This window comes from Streptomyces sp. NPDC001549 (assembly GCF_042894025.1).
In the GTDB taxonomy this organism is placed as follows: Bacteria; Actinomycetota; Actinomycetes; order Streptomycetales; family Streptomycetaceae; genus Streptomyces; species Streptomyces kutzneri.
In genome coordinates this window covers 40355-62217 of record NZ_JBIAVJ010000028.1, presented here as the reverse complement: position 1 = coordinate 62217, position 21863 = coordinate 40355, and the positions used below count along the sequence as shown (strand labels likewise).

22 protein-coding genes are annotated in these 21863 nt (G+C 71.5%); 14 read left to right on the top strand and 8 right to left on the bottom strand.

Going from position 1 to position 21863, the window contains the following annotated elements; genetic code table 11:
* The first annotated feature begins 103 nt into the window (after window positions 1-103).
* The 3 genes from ACFY04_RS34695 (at window position 104) to ACFY04_RS34685 (ending at window position 2565) form a co-directional block, all read left to right on the top strand.
* Window positions 104-1252, top strand: a complete 1149-nt coding sequence (locus ACFY04_RS34695; RefSeq protein ID WP_389123161.1) for an adenosine deaminase — start codon at window positions 104-106, stop codon at window positions 1250-1252.
* Between the two features lie 139 nt (window positions 1253-1391).
* Complete coding sequence (locus tag ACFY04_RS34690) at window positions 1392-1649, top strand: hypothetical protein (protein WP_314254070.1); 258 nt, start codon at window positions 1392-1394, stop codon at window positions 1647-1649.
* Window positions 1650-1782: 133 nt separating this feature from the next.
* Window positions 1783-2565: a hypothetical protein gene (locus ACFY04_RS34685; protein ID WP_389123158.1), complete on the top strand. Its 783-nt coding sequence runs from the start codon at window positions 1783-1785 to the stop codon at window positions 2563-2565.
* A gap of 32 nt (window positions 2566-2597) precedes the next feature.
* Here the strand turns inward: ACFY04_RS34685 and ACFY04_RS34680 are convergent, their stop codons facing one another.
* The 5 genes from ACFY04_RS34680 to ACFY04_RS34660 form a co-directional block, all read right to left on the bottom strand.
* The gene (locus ACFY04_RS34680; protein WP_030012491.1) at window positions 2598-2798 is read right to left on the bottom strand and encodes a PspC domain-containing protein; all 201 of its coding nucleotides are present in this window, start codon (window positions 2796-2798) and stop codon (window positions 2598-2600) included.
* Between the two features lie 37 nt (window positions 2799-2835).
* Window positions 2836-3408, bottom strand: coding sequence for a VanZ family protein (locus tag ACFY04_RS34675; RefSeq protein WP_389123156.1), 573 nt, complete (start codon window positions 3406-3408; stop codon window positions 2836-2838).
* Between the two features lie 96 nt (window positions 3409-3504).
* The gene (locus tag ACFY04_RS34670; RefSeq protein WP_389123153.1) at window positions 3505-4158 is read right to left on the bottom strand and encodes a PH domain-containing protein; all 654 of its coding nucleotides are present in this window, start codon (window positions 4156-4158) and stop codon (window positions 3505-3507) included.
* A 25-nt stretch (window positions 4159-4183) separates the two neighbouring features.
* Window positions 4184-4798 (bottom strand): class F sortase, encoded by a 615-nt coding sequence (locus ACFY04_RS34665; RefSeq protein ID WP_389123151.1) that lies wholly within the window; start codon window positions 4796-4798, stop codon window positions 4184-4186.
* A gap of 264 nt (window positions 4799-5062) precedes the next feature.
* A complete protein-coding gene (locus ACFY04_RS34660) occupies window positions 5063-6319 on the bottom strand; it encodes a hypothetical protein (protein WP_389123148.1) in 1257 nt (418 codons plus the stop codon).
* 244 nt (window positions 6320-6563) lie between these two features.
* On the opposite strand from ACFY04_RS34660, the gene deoC reads away from it, so the two are divergent.
* The 3 genes from deoC to ACFY04_RS34645 are packed head-to-tail and all read left to right on the top strand — an operon-like array spanning window position 6564 to window position 9857.
* The gene (gene deoC, locus ACFY04_RS34655) at window positions 6564-7526 is read left to right on the top strand and encodes a deoxyribose-phosphate aldolase (protein ID WP_389123300.1); all 963 of its coding nucleotides are present in this window, start codon (window positions 6564-6566) and stop codon (window positions 7524-7526) included.
* Between the two features lie 5 nt (window positions 7527-7531).
* A complete protein-coding gene (locus ACFY04_RS34650) occupies window positions 7532-8968 on the top strand; it encodes an aldehyde dehydrogenase family protein (RefSeq protein WP_030010884.1) in 1437 nt (478 codons plus the stop codon).
* On the top strand, window positions 8961-9857 hold the full coding sequence (locus tag ACFY04_RS34645) for an aldehyde dehydrogenase family protein (protein WP_389123146.1): 897 nt from the start codon (window positions 8961-8963) through the stop codon (window positions 9855-9857). The genes ACFY04_RS34650 and ACFY04_RS34645 overlap by 8 nt, the downstream gene beginning before the upstream one ends.
* Window positions 9858-9966: 109 nt before the next feature.
* Here ACFY04_RS34645 and ACFY04_RS34640 read toward each other — a convergent pair whose 3' ends face one another.
* Window positions 9967-10317: a hypothetical protein gene (locus tag ACFY04_RS34640; RefSeq protein WP_389123144.1), complete on the bottom strand. Its 351-nt coding sequence runs from the start codon at window positions 10315-10317 to the stop codon at window positions 9967-9969.
* 51 nt (window positions 10318-10368) lie between these two features.
* On the opposite strand from ACFY04_RS34640, the gene ACFY04_RS34635 reads away from it, so the two are divergent.
* Window positions 10369-11070 carry a uridine kinase gene (locus ACFY04_RS34635; protein WP_301367033.1) on the top strand — a complete coding sequence of 234 codons (702 nt, stop codon included), beginning with the start codon at window positions 10369-10371 and terminating at the stop codon, window positions 11068-11070.
* A 12-nt stretch (window positions 11071-11082) separates the two neighbouring features.
* Here ACFY04_RS34635 and ACFY04_RS34630 read toward each other — a convergent pair whose 3' ends face one another.
* Window positions 11083-11976: a hypothetical protein gene (locus ACFY04_RS34630; protein WP_389123142.1), complete on the bottom strand. Its 894-nt coding sequence runs from the start codon at window positions 11974-11976 to the stop codon at window positions 11083-11085.
* A 335-nt stretch (window positions 11977-12311) separates the two neighbouring features.
* On the opposite strand from ACFY04_RS34630, the gene ACFY04_RS34625 reads away from it, so the two are divergent.
* From ACFY04_RS34625 to ACFY04_RS34610, 4 genes are read left to right on the top strand one after another with little or no spacing between them, the layout of a single operon-like run.
* Window positions 12312-14552, top strand: a complete 2241-nt coding sequence (locus ACFY04_RS34625) for a HAMP domain-containing protein (protein WP_389123299.1) — start codon at window positions 12312-12314, stop codon at window positions 14550-14552.
* 6 nt (window positions 14553-14558) lie between these two features.
* Window positions 14559-16139, top strand: a complete 1581-nt coding sequence (gene pgsB, locus ACFY04_RS34620; RefSeq protein ID WP_389123140.1) for a poly-gamma-glutamate synthase PgsB — start codon at window positions 14559-14561, stop codon at window positions 16137-16139.
* Window positions 16136-16618, top strand: a complete 483-nt coding sequence (locus ACFY04_RS34615; RefSeq protein WP_351154677.1) for a poly-gamma-glutamate biosynthesis protein PgsC/CapC — start codon at window positions 16136-16138, stop codon at window positions 16616-16618. The genes pgsB and ACFY04_RS34615 overlap by 4 nt, the downstream gene beginning before the upstream one ends.
* Before the next feature lie 41 nt (window positions 16619-16659).
* Complete coding sequence (locus ACFY04_RS34610) at window positions 16660-17730, top strand: C40 family peptidase (RefSeq protein ID WP_389123137.1); 1071 nt, start codon at window positions 16660-16662, stop codon at window positions 17728-17730.
* Window positions 17731-17900: 170 nt separating this feature from the next.
* On the opposite strand, the gene ACFY04_RS34605 is transcribed toward ACFY04_RS34610, so the two are convergent.
* Window positions 17901-18599: a SigE family RNA polymerase sigma factor gene (locus ACFY04_RS34605; protein WP_053705143.1), complete on the bottom strand. Its 699-nt coding sequence runs from the start codon at window positions 18597-18599 to the stop codon at window positions 17901-17903.
* Window positions 18600-18787: 188 nt separating this feature from the next.
* Between ACFY04_RS34605 and afsQ1 the strand changes: the two genes are divergently transcribed.
* From afsQ1 to ACFY04_RS34590, 3 genes are read left to right on the top strand one after another with little or no spacing between them, the layout of a single operon-like run.
* Window positions 18788-19465, top strand: a complete 678-nt coding sequence (gene afsQ1, locus ACFY04_RS34600; protein WP_063754818.1) for a two-component system response regulator AfsQ1 — start codon at window positions 18788-18790, stop codon at window positions 19463-19465.
* Between the two features lie 53 nt (window positions 19466-19518).
* A complete protein-coding gene (locus tag ACFY04_RS34595; protein WP_389123296.1) occupies window positions 19519-20949 on the top strand; it encodes an ATP-binding protein in 1431 nt (476 codons plus the stop codon).
* Window positions 20942-21565: a hypothetical protein gene (locus ACFY04_RS34590; RefSeq protein ID WP_389123134.1), complete on the top strand. Its 624-nt coding sequence runs from the start codon at window positions 20942-20944 to the stop codon at window positions 21563-21565. The genes ACFY04_RS34595 and ACFY04_RS34590 overlap by 8 nt, the downstream gene beginning before the upstream one ends.
* Window positions 21566-21863 lie beyond the last annotated feature (298 nt).

Here is a 21863-nt window from a genome sequence, read left to right as displayed (position 1 = left end):
TCTCAGACCTTCAGGTGTACGCCATCCGTCCGCGCGGTCTCTGTTACATATCGACGCCTGCCGGGGACATTCCGCTCTACGCGCGTAGGAGTAGAGTGCGCAGATGACGAGCGAGACCCCCAACCTGCCGACCCCGGATCAGATCCGTCGTTCCCCGAAGGTGCTGCTGCACGATCACCTCGACGGTGGACTGCGCCCCGGGACCATCATCGAGCTGGCCCGCGAGGTCGGCTACGAGAACCTTCCCGAGACCGACGCCGACAAGCTCGGCATCTGGTTCCGCGAGGCCGCCGACTCCGGCTCCCTGCCTCGCTACCTGGAGACCTTCGCGCACACCTGCGCGGTCATGCAGACGAAGGCCGCCCTCTTCCGGGTCGCCGCCGAGTGCGCCGAGGACCTGGCCGAGGACGGCGTCGTGTACGCCGAGATCCGCTACGCGCCCGAGCAGCACCTGGAAGCCGGCCTTTCCCTCGAAGAGGTCGTCGAGGCCGTGAACGACGGCTTCCGCGAGGGCGAGCGCCGCGCGAAGGCCAACGGCCACCGCATCCGCGTCGGCGCCCTGCTGACCGCGATGCGCCACGCCGCCCGCGCGCTGGAGATCGCCGAGCTGGCGAACCGCTACCGCGACAACGGCGTGGTCGGCTTCGACATCGCCGGCGCCGAGGCGGGGTTCCCTCCCACCCGCCACCTCGACGCCTTCGAGTACCTCAAGCGCGAGAACAACCACTTCACCATCCACGCGGGCGAGGCCTTCGGCCTGCCGTCGATCTGGCAGGCCCTGCAGTGGTGCGGCGCCGACCGCCTCGGTCACGGCGTGAAGATCATCGACGACATCGAGGTCGCCGAGGACGGTTCCGTGACCCTGGGCCGCCTGGCCTCGTACGTCCGGGACAAGCGCATCCCCCTGGAGATGTGCCCGACCTCGAACCTGCAGACCGCCGCGGCCGCCTCGTACGCCGAGCACCCGATCGGTCTGCTGCGGAAGCTGCACTTCAGGCTCACGGTCAACACGGACAACCGCCTGATGAGCGGCACCAGCATGAGCCGCGAGTTCGAGCACCTGGTCGACACCTTCGGCTACACCCTCGACGACATGCAGTGGTTCACCGTCAATGCGATGAAGTCCGCGTTCATTCCTTTCGATGAACGACTGGCCATGATCAATGAAGTGATCAAGCCCGGCTATGCGGAGCTGAAGTCGGAGTGGCTGTTCCAGCAGACCGCTTCCACCAGCCGTTCTGTCTCGGCCTAGGCCATGGCATGACATAGCGGAAGCGCCCGGGAGGGATAATTCCCGGGCGCTTTCTCGTATTTAAGGATGTTTGCGGACGGGGGTTTGAAGTGACTAGTTTGCGGAGCCGCTCAATTCCCCGTCGCAAGGACAACTTTTCATGAAGAAGTCAGCTGCCAAGACCCTCGGTACCGCCGTTCTCGGTGCCGCCTTCGCCGCGGTCGCCGCCGGTACCGCCTCCGCCGCCGTCCCGGCGGTCGGCCTCACCGACGCGCTGGGCTCTGCCGCGGGCGCGCTCCAGGGCGTCACCAGCCAGCAGCAGGTGGGCGGCGGGGCCCAGCAGTCGAGCGACCCCACCACCCAGATCACCGGAGCCCTGACCCCGCTCACCGGTGCCCTGAACGGCCTCGGCGGCTGACGCTGCCCCTGCCGTGGATTCGTACGCGTGTGCGGTGGGTGCATGCTCCTCGATCGGGCATGTGTCCCGCCGCGCCGTGTGCCACGATCGCCACCAACTGCCCGCCGACGTCTTGGGTACGAGGTTCTCGGTCATGCGCATGAAGGCACGAGCGACGATGGTCGCGCTGGTCCCCACCCTGCTGTTCGCGGCGGTGGGGTGCAGCACTACGAACACCCCCACGACGGGCAAGGCCCCCGATCCCAAGGGCTCCGCGGGCAGCGCCGCCGCCGCGCCCGGAGCCCCGGCGCCGTCCGCCGCGGCGGCGGCGGGATCGGCCGCGCCGAAGACCGGTGGCAGCAGGCTTGAGCGGTCCGCGCTGGCACAGGGAGACCTGCCCGGCTACCAGGTCTCCGCCCAGGGCAAGAATCCCAACGCCCCGGACGGCCAGCCGCAGGCCGACAAGAAGGCCTGCCAGCCGCTGGCCGACGTCATGGGCGACAAGCCGGACCCGTCCGCGCGCGAGACCATCAGCCGCGGCGTCGGCTCCCAGAAGCAGGTCGGGCTGGCCGTCTCCGCCTCCGTCAGCTCCTACGCCGAGAGCGACGCCAAGGCGCTGATCGCCCGGCTGAAGGCCGCCGTCGCCGCCTGCGGTACGGGCTTCTCGGCCACGGTCGGGAAGCAGACCGGTGCCTACCGCGAGGTGCGCCCCGCCGACTACCGCACGGGCGGCGACGAGAGCGTCAGCTGGACCATGACCGCCGCCGCCCAGGGCGTCTCGGCGCAGGTCCACCTGGTCCTCGTACGCGAGGGCGACACCGTCGTGCGGCTGACGGCCCTCAATGTGGCGACGGCGGCCCAGCAGAAGGCGCAGGTGCCGCAGGAAGTGGCCGACAAGCAGCTGGAGAAGATCCAGAAGGTCCAGCGGGCCGGCTGACGGGCTGATCGGACGGCCCGTCGGCCGCCGGACTACCAGGCGGCCGAAGCGGACTTCTCGTTCGGCAGCAGGACCCAGAGCGCTATGTAGATCAGGAACTGCGGTCCGGGCAGCAGACACGAGACCACGAAAATGGCGCGCATCGCGTTCGTCGAAATTCCGAAACGCCGCGCCAGTCCGGCGCAGACTCCGCCGATCCAGCGGCCGTCACGGGGGCGGACCAGGGCGCTCATGAGATTCTCCTTCGTCGGTATCGCTTTCTGCGATAGCTCAATACTCCCGCTGGACCGCCGACAGAACGTCGGTCCAGGGGCCGAGCCCGACCCTGGAAATCTTCGGGGTATCCCCCTGATAAACGGTGTGTGAGCGCCTCAGCCGGGCCCGCAGCGCCGGTACGACGGCCACGTGCGCGAGCACCACACCGACGGTGTTCAGCAGCACCGAGTCCACGTCCACGACCTGCCCCGGAACCGCGGTCTGCAGCATCTCGATGCACACCGAGACCAGCGCGCCCGCGGCGGCCGTCCGGGCCAGCGAGGACCACGCGGACAGGGCCGACGGCGCGAGCCGTCCGCTGATCAACGGGACCAGCACTCCGAGCGGGGCCAGCAGCGCGAGTCCCTCGCCGATCTGCCGGGCGGCCTCCAGCGGCCCGAGGGCCAGGTCCGCCGCGATCCCTTCCAGCGGGCTCAGATTGGCCGCCGCGGCCCAGGGCACGTCCAGCGGCCGCAGAGTCAGCCAGCCGACCACCACGAAATGGGCGGCGAGCAGGACCCCGGCCAGGAGTCGGAGACGGAGGTGGATCGCGGTGGCGGCGCTTTCGCCGGCCTCATGACGCTGCACACCTGCGAGGACGCATCACCCGGTAGCCCCGGTTCCGGCCCGGAGGGGCGTGTGGCGGGGAGCACCCGACAGGGTCGGCCCCGGTGTCCTGGCCGGTCAGCGCGTGGCGATGAGGACGATCAGAAGGAGTGCGCCGACCAGGGCGGGCGCGATGATCTCGTACGACCAGCGCACGCGCACACTGCCCTGCGCGCCCGGCCGCGCGGCGTTCAGCTCGGCCAGTCCCTGAAGCTCGTCGACGATCCGGTCGGCATTGGCCCGCATCGGTTCGGAGGCGGCGGCGGAGGTACGGGACCGCGCGCCGGGGTCGCCCGAGCTGCCCGGGTCGCGGCGGTCGATCGCGTTGCGGCGGATCTGCTGCCGGCTGGCCTTCTTCCGCTCCCGCAGCGAGACCGGCACGGACCAGAGCTGGTACTTCGATCCCTCGGCCAGCACCTCGGCCGAGTACCCGGCGCGCACCGCGTCCACGGCCGCCCAGGGCAGCTCGATGATCCGGAAGGGGTTCCGCACGCGCATCCGGTCCTCGTTGGCGAAGACGGCCGGGCGGATCGTGAACGCGACGATCAGCGGTACGACGCACAGCGCCACCGCCAGTCCGATCCACGGGGTGTTGCCGGAGCCCCGCACCACGGCGTCGCCGCAGAGCCAGGCGGTCAGCGCGAGCAGCAGTACCCCCGAGACGACGCCCATGGAGGATCGGTAGACCCGGTCTGCGTACACCGGCTCGTCGGTCGGCTGCTGGCTGCTCATGGGGTCGATTCTGCCCCACGCCATCTCAGCCCACGAGATCGGCGTACAGGATGATGTTGTCGGGCCGGTGGCCGTCGGTGAGCTCGCCGCCGCAGGTGATGACGCGCAGCTCGGGGCGGGCGGTGTCCCCGTACACCTTGGCGGTCGGGAACTCCTCCTTCCCGACCTGCTCCAGCTCCCGGACGCGGAAGACGGCGGTGGTGCCGTCCGCCCGGGAGACGGTGATCTCCTCGCCGGTGCGCACGCGCGAGACGTCCTTGAGCACGGCCGGGCCGCGCGCGGTGTCGAAGTGGCCGATCAGCACGGCGGGACCGGTCTGGCCGGGCGTGACGCCCTTGGTGTACCAGCCGATCCTGTCGGCGTCGGCCACCGAGGGCACCTCGACGGTGCCGTCGGCGGCCAGTCCCAGCCCCAGCACCGGGGAGGCGTCCACCCCGGCCGAGGGGATCCGTACGCGCACGGGCGCGGAGGCGGGCATCGCAGCGGCGGTCGCGGACGGGGCCTCGGCCGGAGCGGCGGACGCCGGGGTGACGTGCGGATCCGGCACCGGGCCCGCGGCGGGGGCGCCGCCGCAGCCGGTCAGGGCGGCGAGGGCGAGCGGGGCGAGCAGCGCGGTGGCGCGGAGGGCGGCGCGGGACATGCGGGGCTCCTGAACGGGGACGGGCGGGCCACCACGAGGGTGGCCCGCCCAGTGCTGTGGCCGGGGAGGTCTGCCGGGTTGCGGCGTCCGGTGCATGGGGTTCCCCCAGGCCCGCAGGGCCTGGGGGAAGCACTCGTACTGGACGTACGTGCGCGGTCCGGCAACGCGGCGAGGTGCCGTGCCGGGCGTCGCGACCCGGTGAACCCTGCCGGTCACAGCACCAGGGGGTGTCGTGACGCGGGGGCCGCGCGGGGCGGCCGTTCGTCAGCTGTGGCTGCGGCGACGGCGCAGGACGGTCGAACCGAGCGCGGCGACGACCGCGAGGAGGCCGGCGCCGGCGGCGACGGTGATGCCGTTGTCGGTGTCCTCGGACGCGATCTCGGCGCCTGCGGCGACGGATCCCCGGGGGACGACGGTGGTCTGGCCCGTGGTCTGGGTGGAGACGTTCGTGCCGGTCACCGGCTTCGTGGTGGAGGGCTCGGGCTTCGGGGCCGGGGTCTCCTCCGTGACCGGGTACTCGGGGGTGCAGCCCTTGGGGAGGGCGGGGAAGGCTTCGAAGCCGGAGGGGACGTTCGGGCCGCCCTGGGTCTTCCATTCGAAGACGGGCCCCGCGCCGCTCGGGTTGTTGATGCGGGAGAAGTAGGCCTCGGAGCCCTTGGGGTTGGTCCGGGTCAGGGTCTGGGACCAGGTGGAGCTCGGGTCGGCGCTGTGCATGTAGGCCTTGGGGCCCTTGGGGGACATGGTCAGGTCGGCCAGCAGTCCGGCACCGAGGTCGATCTGCTTGACCTTGGAGACGCACGAGGTGGACTCGTCGTCGTGGACCGGGTACTCGGGGGTGCAGCCCTTGGGGAGGGCGGGGAAGGTCTCGAAGCCGGAGGGGACGTTCGGGCCGCCCTGGGTCTTCCATTCGAAGACGGGCCCCGCGCCGCTCGGGTTGTTGATGCGGGAGAAGTAGGCCTCGGAGCCCTTGGGGCTGGTCCGGGTCAGGGTCTGGGACCAGGTGGAGCTCGGGTCGGCGCTGTGCATGTAGGCCTTGGGGCCCTTGGGGGACATGGTCAGGTCGGCCAGCAGTCCGGCGCCCAGGTCGATCTGCTTGACCTTGGAGACGCAGTCGGCCGGGCCCGTCGCCGCCTGCGGCAGCGGGTAGGACTTGGTCGTGCCGTCCTTGGCCGCGGTGAGGACGTGGCCCTTGCCGCTCTTGACCAGCTTCAGCTCCAGCCCGTTGGCCGAGATGGAGGGCCCGCCCGGGGTCAGCACCCCGAGGGAGCGGGTCGGGAAGGTGTCCGGCTCCCCCGAACCGAGGGCCAGGATCTCGGCCTCCGGGCCGCCGGCGGTGTGCCGCACCACCGCGGCGAACCCGGGTGCGATGTCGATCCGCGTGCCCGTTTCGCGGTCGTTGCCCGAGACGGACGTGGCAGGGCCGGCCTGCGGGGCGGCCGCGTACGCGGTGCCCGCGACCGGGGCGAGGAGGGCACCGGCGAGGACGGCGGTGGCGATGGAGGCACGGAGGGCGGTACGCATAACGACTCCTGGAAGCGCTGTCTTGGGAGGGTGGAGGAGAGTCGCATGCCGCGGTTTTCTCGGTCGGTGAGAGCCGGGTGAGTGTCTGGCGGGCTGCTGAGAACAAAGTTACGGATCTTGTTCGCGCGGACGATCCCGCTCCTGTCATGGGGTTGTAACGGAGAGTGGAGGTGTCGATTCCATAGCGGATCCGGGGGCGGGGGTGACAGGTCGCTACGCGCGTAGATATGCTCATCTGGTGACCATGCCCACCACCCTCACCGCATTCGCTGACGTGACGACGTCCGACAGTGCGCTGCGCCGCTTCCTGCACGGGCTGCCCGGCGTCGACACTGTCGGCCTGGAGGCCCGCGCGGCCTCCCTCGGCACCCGTTCGATCAAGACGACGGCCAAGGCGTACGCCATCGACCTGGCCATCTCGATGATCGACCTGACGACGCTGGAAGGCGCGGACACCCCGGGCAAGGTCCGGGCGCTCTCCGCCAAGGCCGTCAATCCCGATCCGACCGACCGTACGACCCCGATGACGGCCGCCGTCTGTGTCTACCCCGACATGGTGGCCACGGCGAAGGCCGCGCTGAACGGCGCCGACGTCAAGATCGCCTCCGTCGCGACCGCCTTCCCGGCCGGCCGCGCCGCCCTGCCCGTCAAGCTCGCGGACACCCGTGACGCCGTCGCCGCCGGCGCCGACGAGATCGACATGGTCATCGACCGTGGCGCCTTCCTCGCCGGCCGCTACCTGGAGACGTACGAGCTGATCAAGGTCATCAAGGCGGCCTGCGTCCGTGAGGACGGCAGCGCCGCGCGCCTGAAGGTCATCTTCGAGACCGGTGAGCTGTCGACCTACGACAACATCCGCCGCGCCTCCTGGATCGGCATGCTCGCGGGCGCCGACTTCATCAAGACGTCGACCGGCAAGGTCGGGGTCAACGCCACTCCGGCGAACACCCTGCTCATGCTCGAAGCCGTTCGCGACTTCCGCGCGCAGACTGGAATCCAGATCGGCGTGAAGCCGGCCGGCGGCATCCGCACCACCAAGGACGCGATCAAGTTCCTGGTCCTGGTCAACGAGACCGTGGGCGAGGACTGGCTGAGCAACCACTGGTTCCGCTTCGGCGCCTCCAGCCTGCTCAACGACCTGTTGATGCAGCGCCAGAAGCTGAGCACCGGCCGTTACTCCGGTCCCGACTACGTGACGGTGGACTGATCACCATGGCATCTGCATTCGAGTACGCACCGGCTCCCGAGTCCCGCTCGGTCGTCGACATCGCCCCCTCCTACGGGCTCTTCATCGACGGTGAGTTCACCGACGCCGCCGACGGCAAGGTCTTCAAGACCGTCTCGCCGAGCAGCGAGGAGGTCCTCGCCGAGGTCGCCCAGGCGGGCGCCGCCGACGTGGACCGCGCCGTCAAGGCCGCCCGCAAGGCCTTCGCCTCCTGGTCCGCGCTGCCGGGCTCCGAGCGCGCCAAGTACCTCTTCCGCATCGCCCGGATCATCCAGGAGCGCAGCCGCGAGCTCGCCGTCCTGGAGACCCTGGACAACGGCAAGCCGATCAAGGAGACCCGCGACGCGGACCTCCCGCTGGTCGCCGCGCACTTCTTCTACTACGCGGGCTGGGCCGACAAGCTCGACCACGCGGGCTACGGGCCGAACCCGCGCCCGCTCGGCGTGGCCGGCCAGGTCATCCCGTGGAACTTCCCGCTGCTGATGCTGGCCTGGAAGATCGCCCCGGCGCTCGCCACCGGCAACACCGTCGTGCTGAAGCCCGCCGAGACGACCCCCCTCTCCGCGCTGTTCTTCGCGGACATCTGCCGCCAGGCGGGCCTGCCCAAGGGCGTCGTCAACATCCTCACCGGATACGGCGACGCGGGCGCGGCCCTCGTCGAGCACCCGGACGTCAACAAGGTCGCCTTCACCGGCTCGACCGCCGTGGGCAAGAAGATCGCCCGCCACGTCGCCGGCACCGACAAGAAGGTCACCCTGGAGCTGGGCGGCAAGGGCGCCAACATCGTCTTCGACGACGCCCCCATCGACCAGGCCGTCGAGGGCATCGTCAACGGCATCTTCTTCAACCAGGGCCAGGTCTGCTGCGCGGGCTCCCGCCTGCTGGTCCAGGAGTCGATCCACGACGAGCTGCTGGACTCCCTCAAGCGCCGCCTTTCCACGCTGCGCCTGGGCGACCCGCTCGACAAGAACACCGACATCGGCGCGATCAACTCCGCCGAGCAGCTCGCCCGGATCACCGCACTCGCGGAGACCGGCGAGGCCGAGGGCGCCGAGCGCTGGTCCCCGGCGTGCGAGCTGCCGTCCTCCGGCTACTGGTTCGCCCCGACGCTCTTCACGAACGTCACCCAGGCGCACACCGTCGCCCGCGACGAGATCTTCGGCCCGGTGCTGTCCGTGCTGACCTTCCGTACGCCGGACGAGGCCGTCGCCAAGGCCAACAACAGCCAGTACGGCCTGTCCGCCGGCATCTGGACGGAGAAGGGCTCGCGCATCCTCGCGGTCGCGAACCAGCTCCGCGCCGGAGTCGTCTGGGCCAACACGTTCAACAAGTTCGACCCGACCTCGCCCTTCGGCGGCTACAAGGAGTCGGGCTTCGGCCGCGAGGGCGGCCGCCACGGCCTGGAGGGCTACCTCGATGTCTGAGTCTTCGACGCGGCTGAGCGTCTTCAAGACCTACAAGCTGTACGTGGGCGGGAAGTTCCCGCGTTCCGAGAGCGGCCGGGTGTACGAGGTGAGCGACTCCAAGGGCAAGTGGCTGGCCAACGCCCCCCTGTCCTCCCGCAAGGACGCGCGTGACGCCGTCGTCGCGGCCCGCAAGGCCTTCGGCGGCTGGTCCGGCGCGACCGCGTACAACCGCGGCCAGATCCTCTACCGCATCGCCGAGATGCTGGAGGGCCGCCGCGAGCAGTTCGTCCGCGAGGTCGGCGAGGCCGAGGGCCTGTCCAAGTCGAAGGCCGGCGCGGTCGTCGACGCGGCCATCGACCGCTGGGTCTGGTACGCGGGCTGGACCGACAAGATCGGCCAGATCGTGGGCGGGGCCAACCCGGTCGCGGGCCCGTTCTTCAACCTCTCCACCCCGGAGCCGACCGGTGTCGTCACGGTCGTCGCCCCGCAGGACTCGTCCTTCCTGGGCCTGGTCTCGGTGATCGCCCCGGTGATCGCGACGGGCAACACCGCCGTCGTCATCGCCAGCGAGAAGTCCCCGCTGCCGGCCCTCTCCCTGGGCGAGGTGCTCGCCACCTCCGACCTGCCCGGCGGCGTGGTCAACATCCTGTCCGGCAAGGCCGGCGAGATGGGCCCGCACCTGGCGTCCCACCAGGACGTCAACGCGATCGACCTCGCCGGAGCCGATACGGCGCTGGCCAAGGAGCTGGAGATCGCGGCGGCCGACAACCTCAAGCGCGTCCTGCGTCCACAGCCTGTGGACGACTGGAGCGCCGACCCGGGCACGTCGCGCATGACGGCGTTCCTGGAGACGAAGACCGTCTGGCACCCCACCGGCTCGCTGGGCGCGGGCGGCTCGTCCTACTAGTCCTCCCGGGACAGCCCCCGTACGAGACCGGCCCCGGCAGCGTCCCCCGCGCTGCCGGGGCCTTCTCGCGCCCTTCGCCGTGCCTGCTCGCCGTGCCTGCTCGCCGTGCCTACTTCTTCGGGAGCACCGGTCCGAGCAGCGAGGAGGCGGCAGCGGTCGGCAGCTCGCCGACCGAGGGCCCCTGGGTCAGGATGCCGGTGACCACCCCGGTCCCGACGGACGGGAAGTCCGCGACCTGGGTGGCGACGCCGTTGTCCAGCGGGTCCACGCCGGTGTGGGCGAGCGGGTTCACCTTGAGGTTCGCGATCGGGTCGGTGACCCCGGCCAGGGCCGCCGGGACGTCGAGTTCACCGGCCTGCGCGCCGCCCGCGGCCATCGCCAGGGCCGCACCGGCCATCGAGACGGTCAGTCCGGCGCTGCGGAGCCGGTTCGGAAGGGAAGGGGCTGCGTGACGTGCCATGGAGATCCCGCCTGAGGTTGTGGTCGCGTGCGCACGCAGCGTAGTTGAGGTGTGTTCCTGGACACCAACCGGTCACCGGGAGGATCCCCTACCCGGGGGAATGGTTCAGACTGGTGTCCCGTGAGCTCCCCCTCTACTTCGCCGACCCGAGTCGTCCTGCTGACCGGTCCGTCGGGCTCAGGAAAATCCTCGCTGGCCGCCCGCTCAGGGCTGCCCGTGCTGCGCCTCGACGACTTCTACAAGGAGGGCGTCGACCCCACCCTCCCGCTCGTCGACGGCAGTTCCGACATCGACTGGGACTCCCCGCTGTCCTGGGACGCGGACGCGGCGGTCGCCGCGATCGCCGAACTGTGCGCGGCGGGGCGGACCGACGTCCCCGTCTACGACATAGCGACGAGCGCCCGCACGGGCACCGAGAGCCTCGACATCGCCCGCACCCCGCTGTTCATCGCGGAGGGAATCTTCGCCGCCGACGTGGCCGCCCGCTGCCAGGAGCTCGGCCTCCTCGCGGACGCCATCTGCCTGCGGGGGCGCCCCTCGACGACCTTCCGCCGCCGGCTGGCCCGTGACCTGCGGGAGGGTCGCAAGTCGGTGCCGTTCCTGCTGCGCAGGGGCCTGCGGCTGATGCGCGCCGAACGCGGCATCGTGGCCCGCCATGTGGCCCTGGGCGCGCACGCCTGCGCCGGTGACGAGGCTCTCGGCCGCCTGGCGGCCGCCGCGGCGGGCCGCCACCGCACGACGACCCCGGCGTAGGCCGGGCCGTCCTCACCGGCGGGACCAGCGGTCCGTCAGGGTGGTGATGGCGGCCGCGGCCCGGTCGAGGCCGCGGTCGTCGCCGCGGAGCGTCTTGTTCAGCTCGACGTGAAGGAAGCGGGACTGCCGGTCGGCGGCGGTCCGGCCCTGTTCGTTCTCCCGGCCGGCGAGCTTGCAGCGCGCGGAGTAGGCCGTACAGACCTCCAGGCCGTCGCGCCGCAGCGCGGCGGTCAGCCGTTCCGCGTCCGCCAGGGCGCTGTCGCCGGCCCCCGTGGAGACCACCGCGTCGCGCCCGCGGAACGACTCGTCGGCGAACCCGTGCAGCTGGACCCCCGGCAGGTTCCGCCGTGCCAGCTCCTCCACCACGCCGTGGAAGACCGAGTCGTCGCGGTGTGCCACGTCCGCCGCCCCGTCCTCGCCCGCGTCGCGGTGGGCGCCCGCGATCACCAGCACCCCGCCGGGTGCGCCGCGCAGCACCCGTGCCCCGAGGAGTTCGGTACGGCTGTCGGCGACGGGGTGGGGGACCTGGACCGACCAGCGTGCGGGCCGTTCCAGGTCGACGTACACCCGGCCCCAGCCGCGGCTGGTGTGGCCCGATTCACTCACCCCGTCCGCCACCTCGGCGTACCGGCGTCCGCCGGTGCCGTCGGTGACGGTGCGGAGGGTGAAGTCGATCTCGGAGAAGCCGGTCCGCGCCGCTTCCTGATCGCCGTCGAGCAGGTGGGCGAACGCCCGGGTGAACGCCAGTCGTTCCTGGTCCGTGGGGGTGCGGTAGCCCCCGCGTTCGCTGAAGCCGGCGGTGAAGCCGGCGATCCGCTGCTCCAGGCCGGGGTCGGCGGAGCGCTGGGGAGCGGGGCCCGCCGGGCGGTCCGGCGGTGTGCTGTCCGAGCCCGCCGAACGAAGCATCAAAACGGCACAAAGGGTGATGAAAGTGCCGCACAGAACCGCAATCGTTATTCGCCTGGTCAGTGGAGCGCTCATAGTCATACGAAAATAACGGAGTGATGCACTCCGGATCTCGTCCCTCCGCTCTTCGTCCTGGCCCGCCCGCCACCGGGCCCCGCCGACGGACCGGCCCGCGCTGACCGGACGCCCCGAGGCCCTCGCGGCACTCGCCGTGCCCCGTAAGCCCAGATCATCACATTCCCTAGGCCGCACCGGCTCCAGGACAGAACGAAGAGGAGCCCGCGTTGGCCGCGTCGCGATCGAAGCGGCGGCACCGGAACCGCCGTCGGGCCGACATGTCGCTGCTGGGCGGCATCCGTCCGCCCATCGCGGCCCTGTCCGCCCTGCTGCTGGCCCTCGCCGCCCTCACCGCGTTCCAGCTCGGACACGTGGGCAGGGAGACCGTACCGCCTGCCGTTCTCACCTCCCAGCAGTACTTCGCGGAGGACGGCGCCATCGCCCTGCGCGCCTCCCTGGACGAGAGCATCACGGACATCGGCAGGACCGCCTCCCTGTTCAGCTCCGGCGAACCGGTCTCGCCCGACTCCGTGCTCGACAAGCTCGGCAGCGTCTACCAGAAGTGGCGCGGCACGGCCGTGATCGAGATCAAGTCGGGCCGTCTGGAGGCGCAGCGCGGCGAGAACCTCCCGCTGACCGCCCTCGACCTGACCGCGCTCGACGGGGAGTCCGGCCTCGCCCCCCGCATGGTCCGGCTGGAGAACGGCGAGACCCGCCTGCTCACCCTCGCCCTGCTGTCCTGGCCCGACCGCCCCCAGCAGCTCCTGGTCGCCTCCAGCAGCCTGAAGGTCCCGGGCATCAGCCTGGGCAGATCCCGCGCCATCGCCGTCCTCGACTCCTCCGGCCAGGTCCTCGGCAGCGACGGCATCGGCAGTTCCGGGCAGGAGAAGAAGCAGCTCGCGAAGTTCGCGAAGACCGCCGCCCAGAAGGCCGGGCAGCACCCCCTCCAGGCCAAGGAGCCCGGCTCCGGCGGCTTCGCAGGCGTCAGCGGCAGCCTCCTCGGGGACTCCAGGAGCGGTCACCGCTCCGTGGCCGGCTACGCGAAGCTCACCGGTTCGCAGCCCGGCGTGGGCACCGACGCGACCGCCCTCGGCCTCACCGTCCTCTCGTTCGTCGGCGTCGCGGAGGAACGTTCCGCCGCCGTCGACTCCTTCTTCTGGATCGCCGCGTCCGCCGCCCTGCTCGTGCTCGGGGCACTGGCCGTGGCCCTGCTCGTGACCACCGTGCAGCGCCCGCTGCTCCGGCTGTTCCTGGAGAGCCGCCGGATCGGCCGCGGCGACCTGAACCGGCCGGTCACCGTGCCGAAGTACGGCGAGGCCGCCCGCATCGGCGCCGCCCTCGACCGGCTGCGCCGACAGCTCCTCGGCGAGCCCGCAGCGGAAACCGAGGGCCCTCGCCGGGGCCGCCGCGCCCGGATCGGGACCCGCGCCCTCCTCGGGGTGTGCGGGATCCTGCTCCTGGTGTGGTCGGCGCCGCTCCTGCTGACGCTCAACCGCGCGGGCGCCTCCGTCGCCGTCCCCAAGACGATCGTCGACGACCAGCGCGAACGCACCGACACCCTCGCCGACCGGGTACGCCGGGCCCTCAACGAAGGACACGCCGACCTCACCTCCGTCGCCTCCGTCATCAGCGACAAGACCACCCCCGCCGACCTGACGAAGCTGCTGGAGCGCACCCGGAACCAGCACGGGCGCTACGAATCCCTCTACGTCCTGAACGCCGACGGCACCGTCCTGGCCCTTGCCGGCGGCAAGCCCCACCACCCCGCCGGCAAGGGCCCCTCGAAGCAGCCCGTGACCCTGGTCGACAGCGGCAACCGGCCCGTCATCACCGAATACGCCGAGGCAACCGGCCTGGCCGGCGCCGCCGTGGTCGGCGAGCTGCGCATCGACTTCCTCAACGCCCTGCTCAAGCGGCCCGGCCTGGGCGAGGTCCGCGTCGTCGACGCCGAGCACCGGGTGGTCGGCGGCAACAACGGCTACCTGGCCTTCGAGCCGCTGTCGGACGCCAAGCTCGACGCCCTGGTGAGCGCCGCCAACGAGAAGAGCGGCGCGAACGAGACGGCCGAGAAGGGCCCGCGCGCCAAGAGCGCCCTGCTCCGCGACGGCGGCGTCTCCATCGCCGCCGCGGCACCGATGACCGGCGGAGGCGTGGCCCAGCCCCTGAACTGGACCGTCGTCACCTGGCAGCCGGCCAAGGGCCTGGAGATCCCCGCGTACACCGCGCAGAACCGCACCGTCCTGGCCGGACTGCTCGGCCTCACGGGCGCCGTGGCCTGCCTCGGCTGGATCCACATCATCGTGGTGCGGCCGCTGCGCGACCTCGCCCTGCGTGCGGAGGCGCTGGCCGACGGCGACCGCCGCACCGTCGTCTACCCGACCCACCACGACGAGGTCGGCGCCGTCACCCGCAGCCTCGAAGTCATCCGCCTGCAGCTGCTGGAGCAGCGCAAGCGGGACGCCGCCGGCGGCACCACCGGCCGGACGCCCGGCCGTCCCACCCCGGCCGGAAGGAACTGATCCGCCGTGCTCTTCCTCTACTGCGTGCTGCTCTTCTGCTGCCTGGTCATGCTCGTCGCGGGCGTCGTCGAGCAGCGCCGGCACTACGCCAACCTCGCGCAGATACCGAACCGGGTGCTGGTCAACGGCATCCGCGGCAAGAGCTCCATCACCCGGCTGTGCGCGGGCGCCCTGCGCGGCGGCGGGCTGCTGACGGTCGCCAAGACCACCGGCACCGCGGCCCGCTTCATCCACCCGGACGCCACCGAGGAGCCCGTCTACCGGAAGTTCGGCATCGCCAACGTCGTCGAACAGATCGGCATCGTCCGGCGCGCCGCCGCCTACCGGCCGCACGCCCTGGTCATGGAGTGCATGGCGGTCATGCCCGCACTCCAGGAGATCAACCAGTCCAAGCTGATCCAGTCGACCATCGGCGTGCTGTGCAACGTCCGCGAGGACCACGTCGCCGAGATGGGCCCCACCCTCGACGACATCGCCCGCTCCCTGTCACGCTCGATGCCGCACGGCGGAATCTGTGTCACCGCCGAGAAGGAGCGCTTCCACGTGCTCCAGGAGGAGGCCGACGCGAGGAACTGCACGCTCGTCTACGCCGACCCCGACACGGTCAGCGACGACGAGCTGCGCGGCTTCAGCTGGTTCACCTTCAAGGAGAACGTCGCCATCGCGCTCACCGTCGCCGAGCTCCTCGGCGTGGACCGCGAGACCGCCCTCCAGGGGATGTACGACGCCCCGCCGGACCCCGGCGTGCTCTCCGTCGAGCGGTACGTGGCCCCCGGCGACAAGCGGGTGCGCTTCGCCAACGTCTTCGCCGCGAACGACCCCGAGTCGACGCTGATGAACATCAACCAGCTCCTCGACCTCGGCGCCGTCGACCGCCCCCTCAACGTCGTGATCAACTGCCGCCCGGACCGCGTCGAGCGCAACGGCCAGATGGGCGCGATCGTCCCGGACCTGATGCCCGACAAGGTCTTCGTGATCGGGCACCCGGCCAAGAGCGCCATCGACGCGATCCCGGCCGAGTGGCGCGGACGCGCCGTCGACCTCGGCGGCGACCAGCGCGACGGCGAGGAGTTCATGAACGAGCTGCTCGGCCACCTGGGCGAGAGCTCCTCGCTGGTCGCCATCGGCAACATCCACGGCCAGGGCGAGATCCTCCTGGAACACCTGGCGGAACTCCCCGGCTTCGAGGACGAGCCCGACCGGGAGGAGCCCCACGCGGTGGCCCCCGACCGCGAGCCCGCCGTACCGCGGCAGGCCGCCCCCGCCCAGCCGCGCTACGTTCCGCACCTCGACCCGTACGCCGACCTCACCGCCGCCCAGGAAGCCAGGTTCGCGCAGCCCCCCGTGCCGCGGCAGTACGTCCACCCGCCGCAGCAGCACGCTCTGCCCGCCCCCCAGGGCCGACCGCCGTACGAGGCGCAGGGCCCGTACCCGCAGCAGCCGGACGGACCGTGGCACCAGGGCCCTTACCCGCCGCCGCAGCAGCAGCAACCGCACGGGCAGCCCTGGCCGCCCCACCCGTACGAGCCCCACCCGTACGAGCCCGACCCGAACCCGCAGTGGCAGAGCCCAGGAGACCCCCGTTGATCCCCGCAGTCCTCACCCCCGAGATCGCCGCGATCGGCATCGCGCTGGGCCTGCTGTTCTCCCTGCTGTGCTACCTGACGACGAACCTCTCGCCCGGCGGCATGATCACCCCCGGCTGGCTCGCGCTCACCCTCATCGAGGACCTGCAGCGCGCCGCGCTCGTCGTCGGCATCACCGCCCTGACCTACACGCTCACCCTCGTCACCCAGAAGTTCGTCATCCTCTACGGCAAGCGCCTGTTCGCGGCCGTCGTCCTCATCGGAGTGCTCCTCCAGGCCACGGTGGTGATCGTGCTCCAGATGAAGTTCCCCCTGCTGTACGCGAACCAGACCCTCGGCTTCATCGTCCCCGGACTGATCGCCTATCAGCTCGTCCGCCAGCCCAAGGGAGCCACCCTGCTCGCCACCGGCTCCGCGACCCTCATGACGTACGTCGTCCTGACCTCGGGCATCCTGCTCGGCTTCATGCCGCACGCCTGACCGACGCCGGCCCGACCACCCGCACCGTCCGGAGCACACCGATGACCGCCAAGCCCGCCCGCCGCACCCGCCCCGTCCTGCACGCCGCCGTCGTGGGGCTCCTGCTGGCCGGCAGCGCGTACTTCACCTACGAGCTGCGCAAGGAGGAACAGGCCAAGGCCCCCGAGGTCCTGCGCGTCACCGACCAGGTGCAGAAGGGCGGCGCCCAGGAGGGCGCCCAGAAGTGGGAGCGGCTGAAGAACCCGGAGCGCTCGGTCCTCCGCGGCGCCGACGGTGCCGTCCTCGCCACCTTCACGGACGGCGCCCGCACCGCGTCGCTCACCGGCAAGAGCCGTACCTTCACCGAGCCGGCCACCACCAAGACCCGCGTCGTCACCGACAACTGGGTCCGCCTGCTGCCCGAGAGCTGGCGCAGCGGCGCGGAGCGCGAGCAGTGGTTCCAGGACTGGTTCAAGAAGTACCACGGGAGCGAGGAGGACGACCTCTTCGCCATCGCCTTCCAGTACGGGGACCAGGCACCGGTCAAGAAGGACGCGGCCGGCATCCAGTACGCGGGCGACGCGGCCTTCGGACCGCTCAACCCGAAGGGCTCCGAGGGCAACGACCTCCGCCTGGAGCAGTCGGACTTCTACGACTACCTCGGTATCCCGTACACCTTCCGCAACGGCACCACGGAACAGCCGGAGAAGGCCAAGCACCGGGCCCTGGACTGCTCCGGCTTCATCCGCACGGTCTTCGGCTACCGCGGCCGCTTCCCCCTGATGGCCTCCGACACCGGCGGCAACGGACTCCCGCGCACCGCCAACGGAATGGCCCGCTCGAAGGCCGGCGTGGACATCCTGGCCCTCAAGGGCGTCGGCCCGCAGGACCGGCCGGCCTCCGTCGACGTCCTCCAGCCGGGCGACCTGGTGTTCTTCAAGCTCGACGCGCGCACCGGCGACCGTCTGGACCACACCGGCATGTACCTCGGCAACGACACCGACGGGCACAAGATCTTCCTATCGAGCCGTGAAGAGGCCAACGGCCCCACCATCGGTGACAAGGGCGGCGCCTCCCGGCTCGACGGCAACGGCTACTACGCCGCCGCCCTGCGCAGCGCCAAGCGCCTGTGACCCGCCCGTCCGCCCGTCCGCCCGTCCGCGCGGCCGCGGGCGCACCGGACATGTGAAAAGGCGGGATCAGGCGGACCCCCGTCCGCTTGATCCCGCCTTTTCCCCCCGCGGCCCCCGCCCCACCCCCGTAGGACGGGCCCCCTGGCCCGATGGCTTCTGTGTGTGCCGCGTTACGCGACGAGCTCCTCGAAGGACTCCGCCTCGTCACGGCCGAAGCTGAGCGCCTCGTCCTCCCGCAGGCGGCGCAGCGAGCGCCAGATGCTCGACTTCACCGTGCCGACGCTGATGCCGAGGATCTCCGCGATCTCCGGGTCCGTGCGGCCCTCGTAGTAGCGGAGCACCAGCATGGTGCGCTGCGGCTCCGGGATACGGGTCAGGGCCTGCCACAGCACCGCGCGCAGCTCCGTACCGCGCATCGCGTCCGTGTCGGAGGCCGTCTCCGGCAGCTCCTCCGTCGGGTACTCGTTCAGCTTCCGCCGACGCCACGCGCTGATGTGCAGGTTCGTCATCGTGCGGCGCAGGTAGCCGCCGACGGCCGCCTTGTCGCTGATCCGGTCCCAGGCGCGGTACGTGGAGAACAGCGCGCTCTGCAGCAGGTCCTCGGCCTCGTACCGGTCGCCGGTGAGGTGGAAGGCCGTCGCGTACAGGGCGGCACGCCGCTCCTGGACGTACGCGGTGAACTCGGCCTCCGAGGTGGAGGAAGGAGTCTGCTCGGCGGCGGGAACCGCCTGGTACTGGTTTGCGTCAATGGCTACGACGTGGGCCGGCCGGGGACGGGCGACCGCCACCGTACGGACACCCGCCCGGCGGTTCACATCGTGCAGCCGCGTGACAACCGCGCTGGTCGTGGTGCTGTGCAGCGTGTTCATCTCGCGCCCCCCGTCGTGGAGTGTGTCTGCTTCGGTCCGTTGTGCGTTGATAGAAGATTGCCCCGCCGACTTAACCGGGGTGTCCGTCGACTGTCACAGCCGTGTCACAGCGACTTCTGACAGGACCGCGACAGGATCACGTCGCGCGACGGTCGAACTCCCGACTGCCGATGGGACAGAATGAGCCCGTGCCTTTCCTGTTGCTGATCGAGGACGACGACGCCATCCGCACGGCCCTCGAACTCTCCCTGTCTCGCCAGGGCCACCGTGTGGCCACTGCGGCGACGGGCGAGGACGGCCTGAAACTGCTGCGCGAGCAGCGGCCGGATCTGATCGTGCTGGACGTGATGCTGCCCGGGATCGACGGCTTCGAGGTGTGCCGGCGGATCCGCCGCACCGACCAGCTGCCGATCATCCTGCTCACCGCGCGCAGCGATGACATCGACGTGGTCGTCGGCCTGGAGTCCGGGGCCGACGACTACGTGGTCAAGCCCGTCCAGGGCCGGGTCCTCGACGCCCGGATCCGGGCCGTACTGCGCCGCGGCGAGCGCGAGTCGAGCGATTCGGCGAGCTTCGGCTCCCTGGTCATCGACCGGGCCGCCATGACCGTGACGAAGAACGGCGAGGACCTGCAGCTCACCCCGACCGAGCTGCGGCTGCTGCTCGAACTGAGCCGCCGGCCCGGCCAGGCGCTCTCCCGCCAGCAGCTGCTGCGGCTGGTCTGGGAGCACGACTACCTCGGTGACTCGCGGCTCGTCGACGCCTGCGTGCAGCGGCTGCGCGCCAAGGTCGAGGACGTGCCGTCCTCGCCCACCCTGATCCGTACCGTCCGGGGCGTCGGATACCGCCTGGACTCCCCACAGTGATCCGGGCGTTGCTCGCGGGCCGGCGCTGGACCAGCCTGCGGCTGCGGCTCCTCATGGTGTTCTGCCTGGTCGCGCTCACGGCCGCGGTCTCGGCCTCCGGGATCGCCTACTGGCTCAACCGCGAGGCCGTCCTCACCCGCGTCCAGGACGCGGCCCTCGGCGACTTCCGGCAGGAGATGCAGAACCGGGCCGCCGCGCTGCCCGCCGATCCCACCGCCGACGAGCTGCAGCGCACCGCCGAACTGATGGCGGGCAGCAGCCCCGGATACAGCGTGCTGCTGGTGCAGGTGGGCAAGGACAACCGGCAGATCTTCGGCGCGGCGGGGCCCGACTCCTTCGGGCTGGCCAACGTACCGAAGTCCCTGCAGAACGCGGTGAACGACCGGCAGAAGACCACCGCCGCGAACGACTCCGAGTACCACGTGTACTGGCAGCGGACGAAGCCGCGCGGCAATCCGTACCTGGTCGGCGGAACGCGGATCGTGGGCGGCGGGCTCACCGGCTACATGTACAAGTCCCTCGCGCAGGAGCGGGACGACCTGAACGCGCTCGGCTGGTCGCTCACCATCGCCACCGGCCTCGCGCTGCTCGGCTCCGCCCTGCTGGCGCAGGCCGCGGCCCGTACCGTGCTCAAGCCCGTGCAGCGGCTCGGGGACGCGGCGCGGCGGCTCGGCGAGGGCGAGCTCGACCACCGCCTCGACGTGTCGGGCACGGACGAACTCGCCGACCTGTCGCACACCTTCAACAAGACGGCCGAGGCGCTGGAGAAGAAGGTCGCCGACATGAGCGCGCGGGAGGAGTCGAGCCGGCGCTTCGTCGCCGACATGTCGCACGAGCTGCGGACGCCGCTGACCGCGCTGACGGCGGTGGCCGAGGTGCTGGAGGAGGAGGTCGACGACCTCGATCCGATGATCGCACCGGCCGTGGCGCTCGTCGTCAGCGAGACGCGCCGCCTCAACGACCTGGTGGAGAACCTGATGGAGGTCACCCGCTTCGACGCGGGTACGGCCAGGCTGGTGCTGGACGACGTGAACGTCGCCGACCAGGTCACCGCCTGCATCGACGCCCGGGCCTGGCTCGACGCGGTCGAACTCGACGCCGAGCGGGGCATCGTGGCCCGCCTCGACCCGCGCCGCCTCGACGTGATCCTCGCCAACCTGATCGGCAACGCGCTCAAGCACGGCGGCTCGCCGGTACGGGTGTCGGTGACGGTGGAGGGGGAGTGGCTGGTGATCGCGGTGCAGGACAACGGTCCGGGCATTCCCGAGGAGGTCCTGCCGCACGTCTTCGACCGGTTCTACAAGGCGAGCGCGTCGCGGCCGAAGTCGGACGGCAGCGGGCTCGGCCTGTCGATCGCCATGGAGAACGCGCACATCCACGGCGGCGACATCACGGCCGCCAACGTGGCGGGCGGCGGGGCGCTGTTCACGCTGCGGCTGCCGGTGGACGTGGGAAAGGTGATCGCGGGTGACGAGGATGCGTAGGACTCTGCCGGTGGTACCGGTGGTGCTGGTCCCGTTCGTCGGGGCCCTGCTGCTCGCGACGTCGGCCTGCGGGATCCGGGCGACGACCGTGCCGGTGGACGTGGGCGCGGCGCCGTCCCGGGTGTCGTGCGACACGCAGGAGCAGCCGAGCGGGGTGCAGGGCTTCCGGGCCACGGTGGAACTGGTCTGCGGATCGCAGCTGGTGGGCGTGGAGCGAGTCGTTCCGGTGCCCGAGAAGAAGCCCGTACGGGACCCCCTGGCGCTGGTCGCGCAGGCACTGCTGGAAGCGCTGGAGCGGACGCCGACCACGGAGGAGCGGGACGCCGGCTTCACGAGCGAGGTCCCCGTCGGGCTGTCGGCGGGAGCGCCGAGGGCGGGCGACCCGGCGGGCACGGTGCGGCTCAGCCGCAAGCCGGAGGACCTGCCGCCGGTCGCGCTCTCGCAGATCGTGTGCACGCTCGCGGGCAGCGAGGCCCTGAAGGCGACCCCGGGCCCGGTGATCCTCGGCGGGCCGGACGCGGATCCGCCGCGGACGTGGGAGTGCACGGACGCGGTCCGCTCGCGGCCGGAGTCGGTCCCGACCCTGGGCGAACTGGTCCGCCCGACCTCTTCTTGACGCGCCGCTCGCGCGGCTCGGCCCTGGCGGGCCTCCCCGGCTTCGCTCCGCTGCGCCGGACTCCGTCCGTCGGGCCGTAAAGCTGCGCGGGCGCGGTGCCGCTGCGTCGGGGCCGTGCCCGGCTCGGGGCCGTACCGGTGCGCGGGCGCGACGCCGCTGCTGGGGCGCTGTCCCTGACCCCGCGCCTCAAGCGCCGGCGGGGCTGAAGATCCGGGCAGAGCCCGTCGGGCAACATCTCGTGCCGGGGTCGGCCGAGCGCCTGCGTCTCACCGCGTAGTCAGGATCTGAGGGGTGCTCA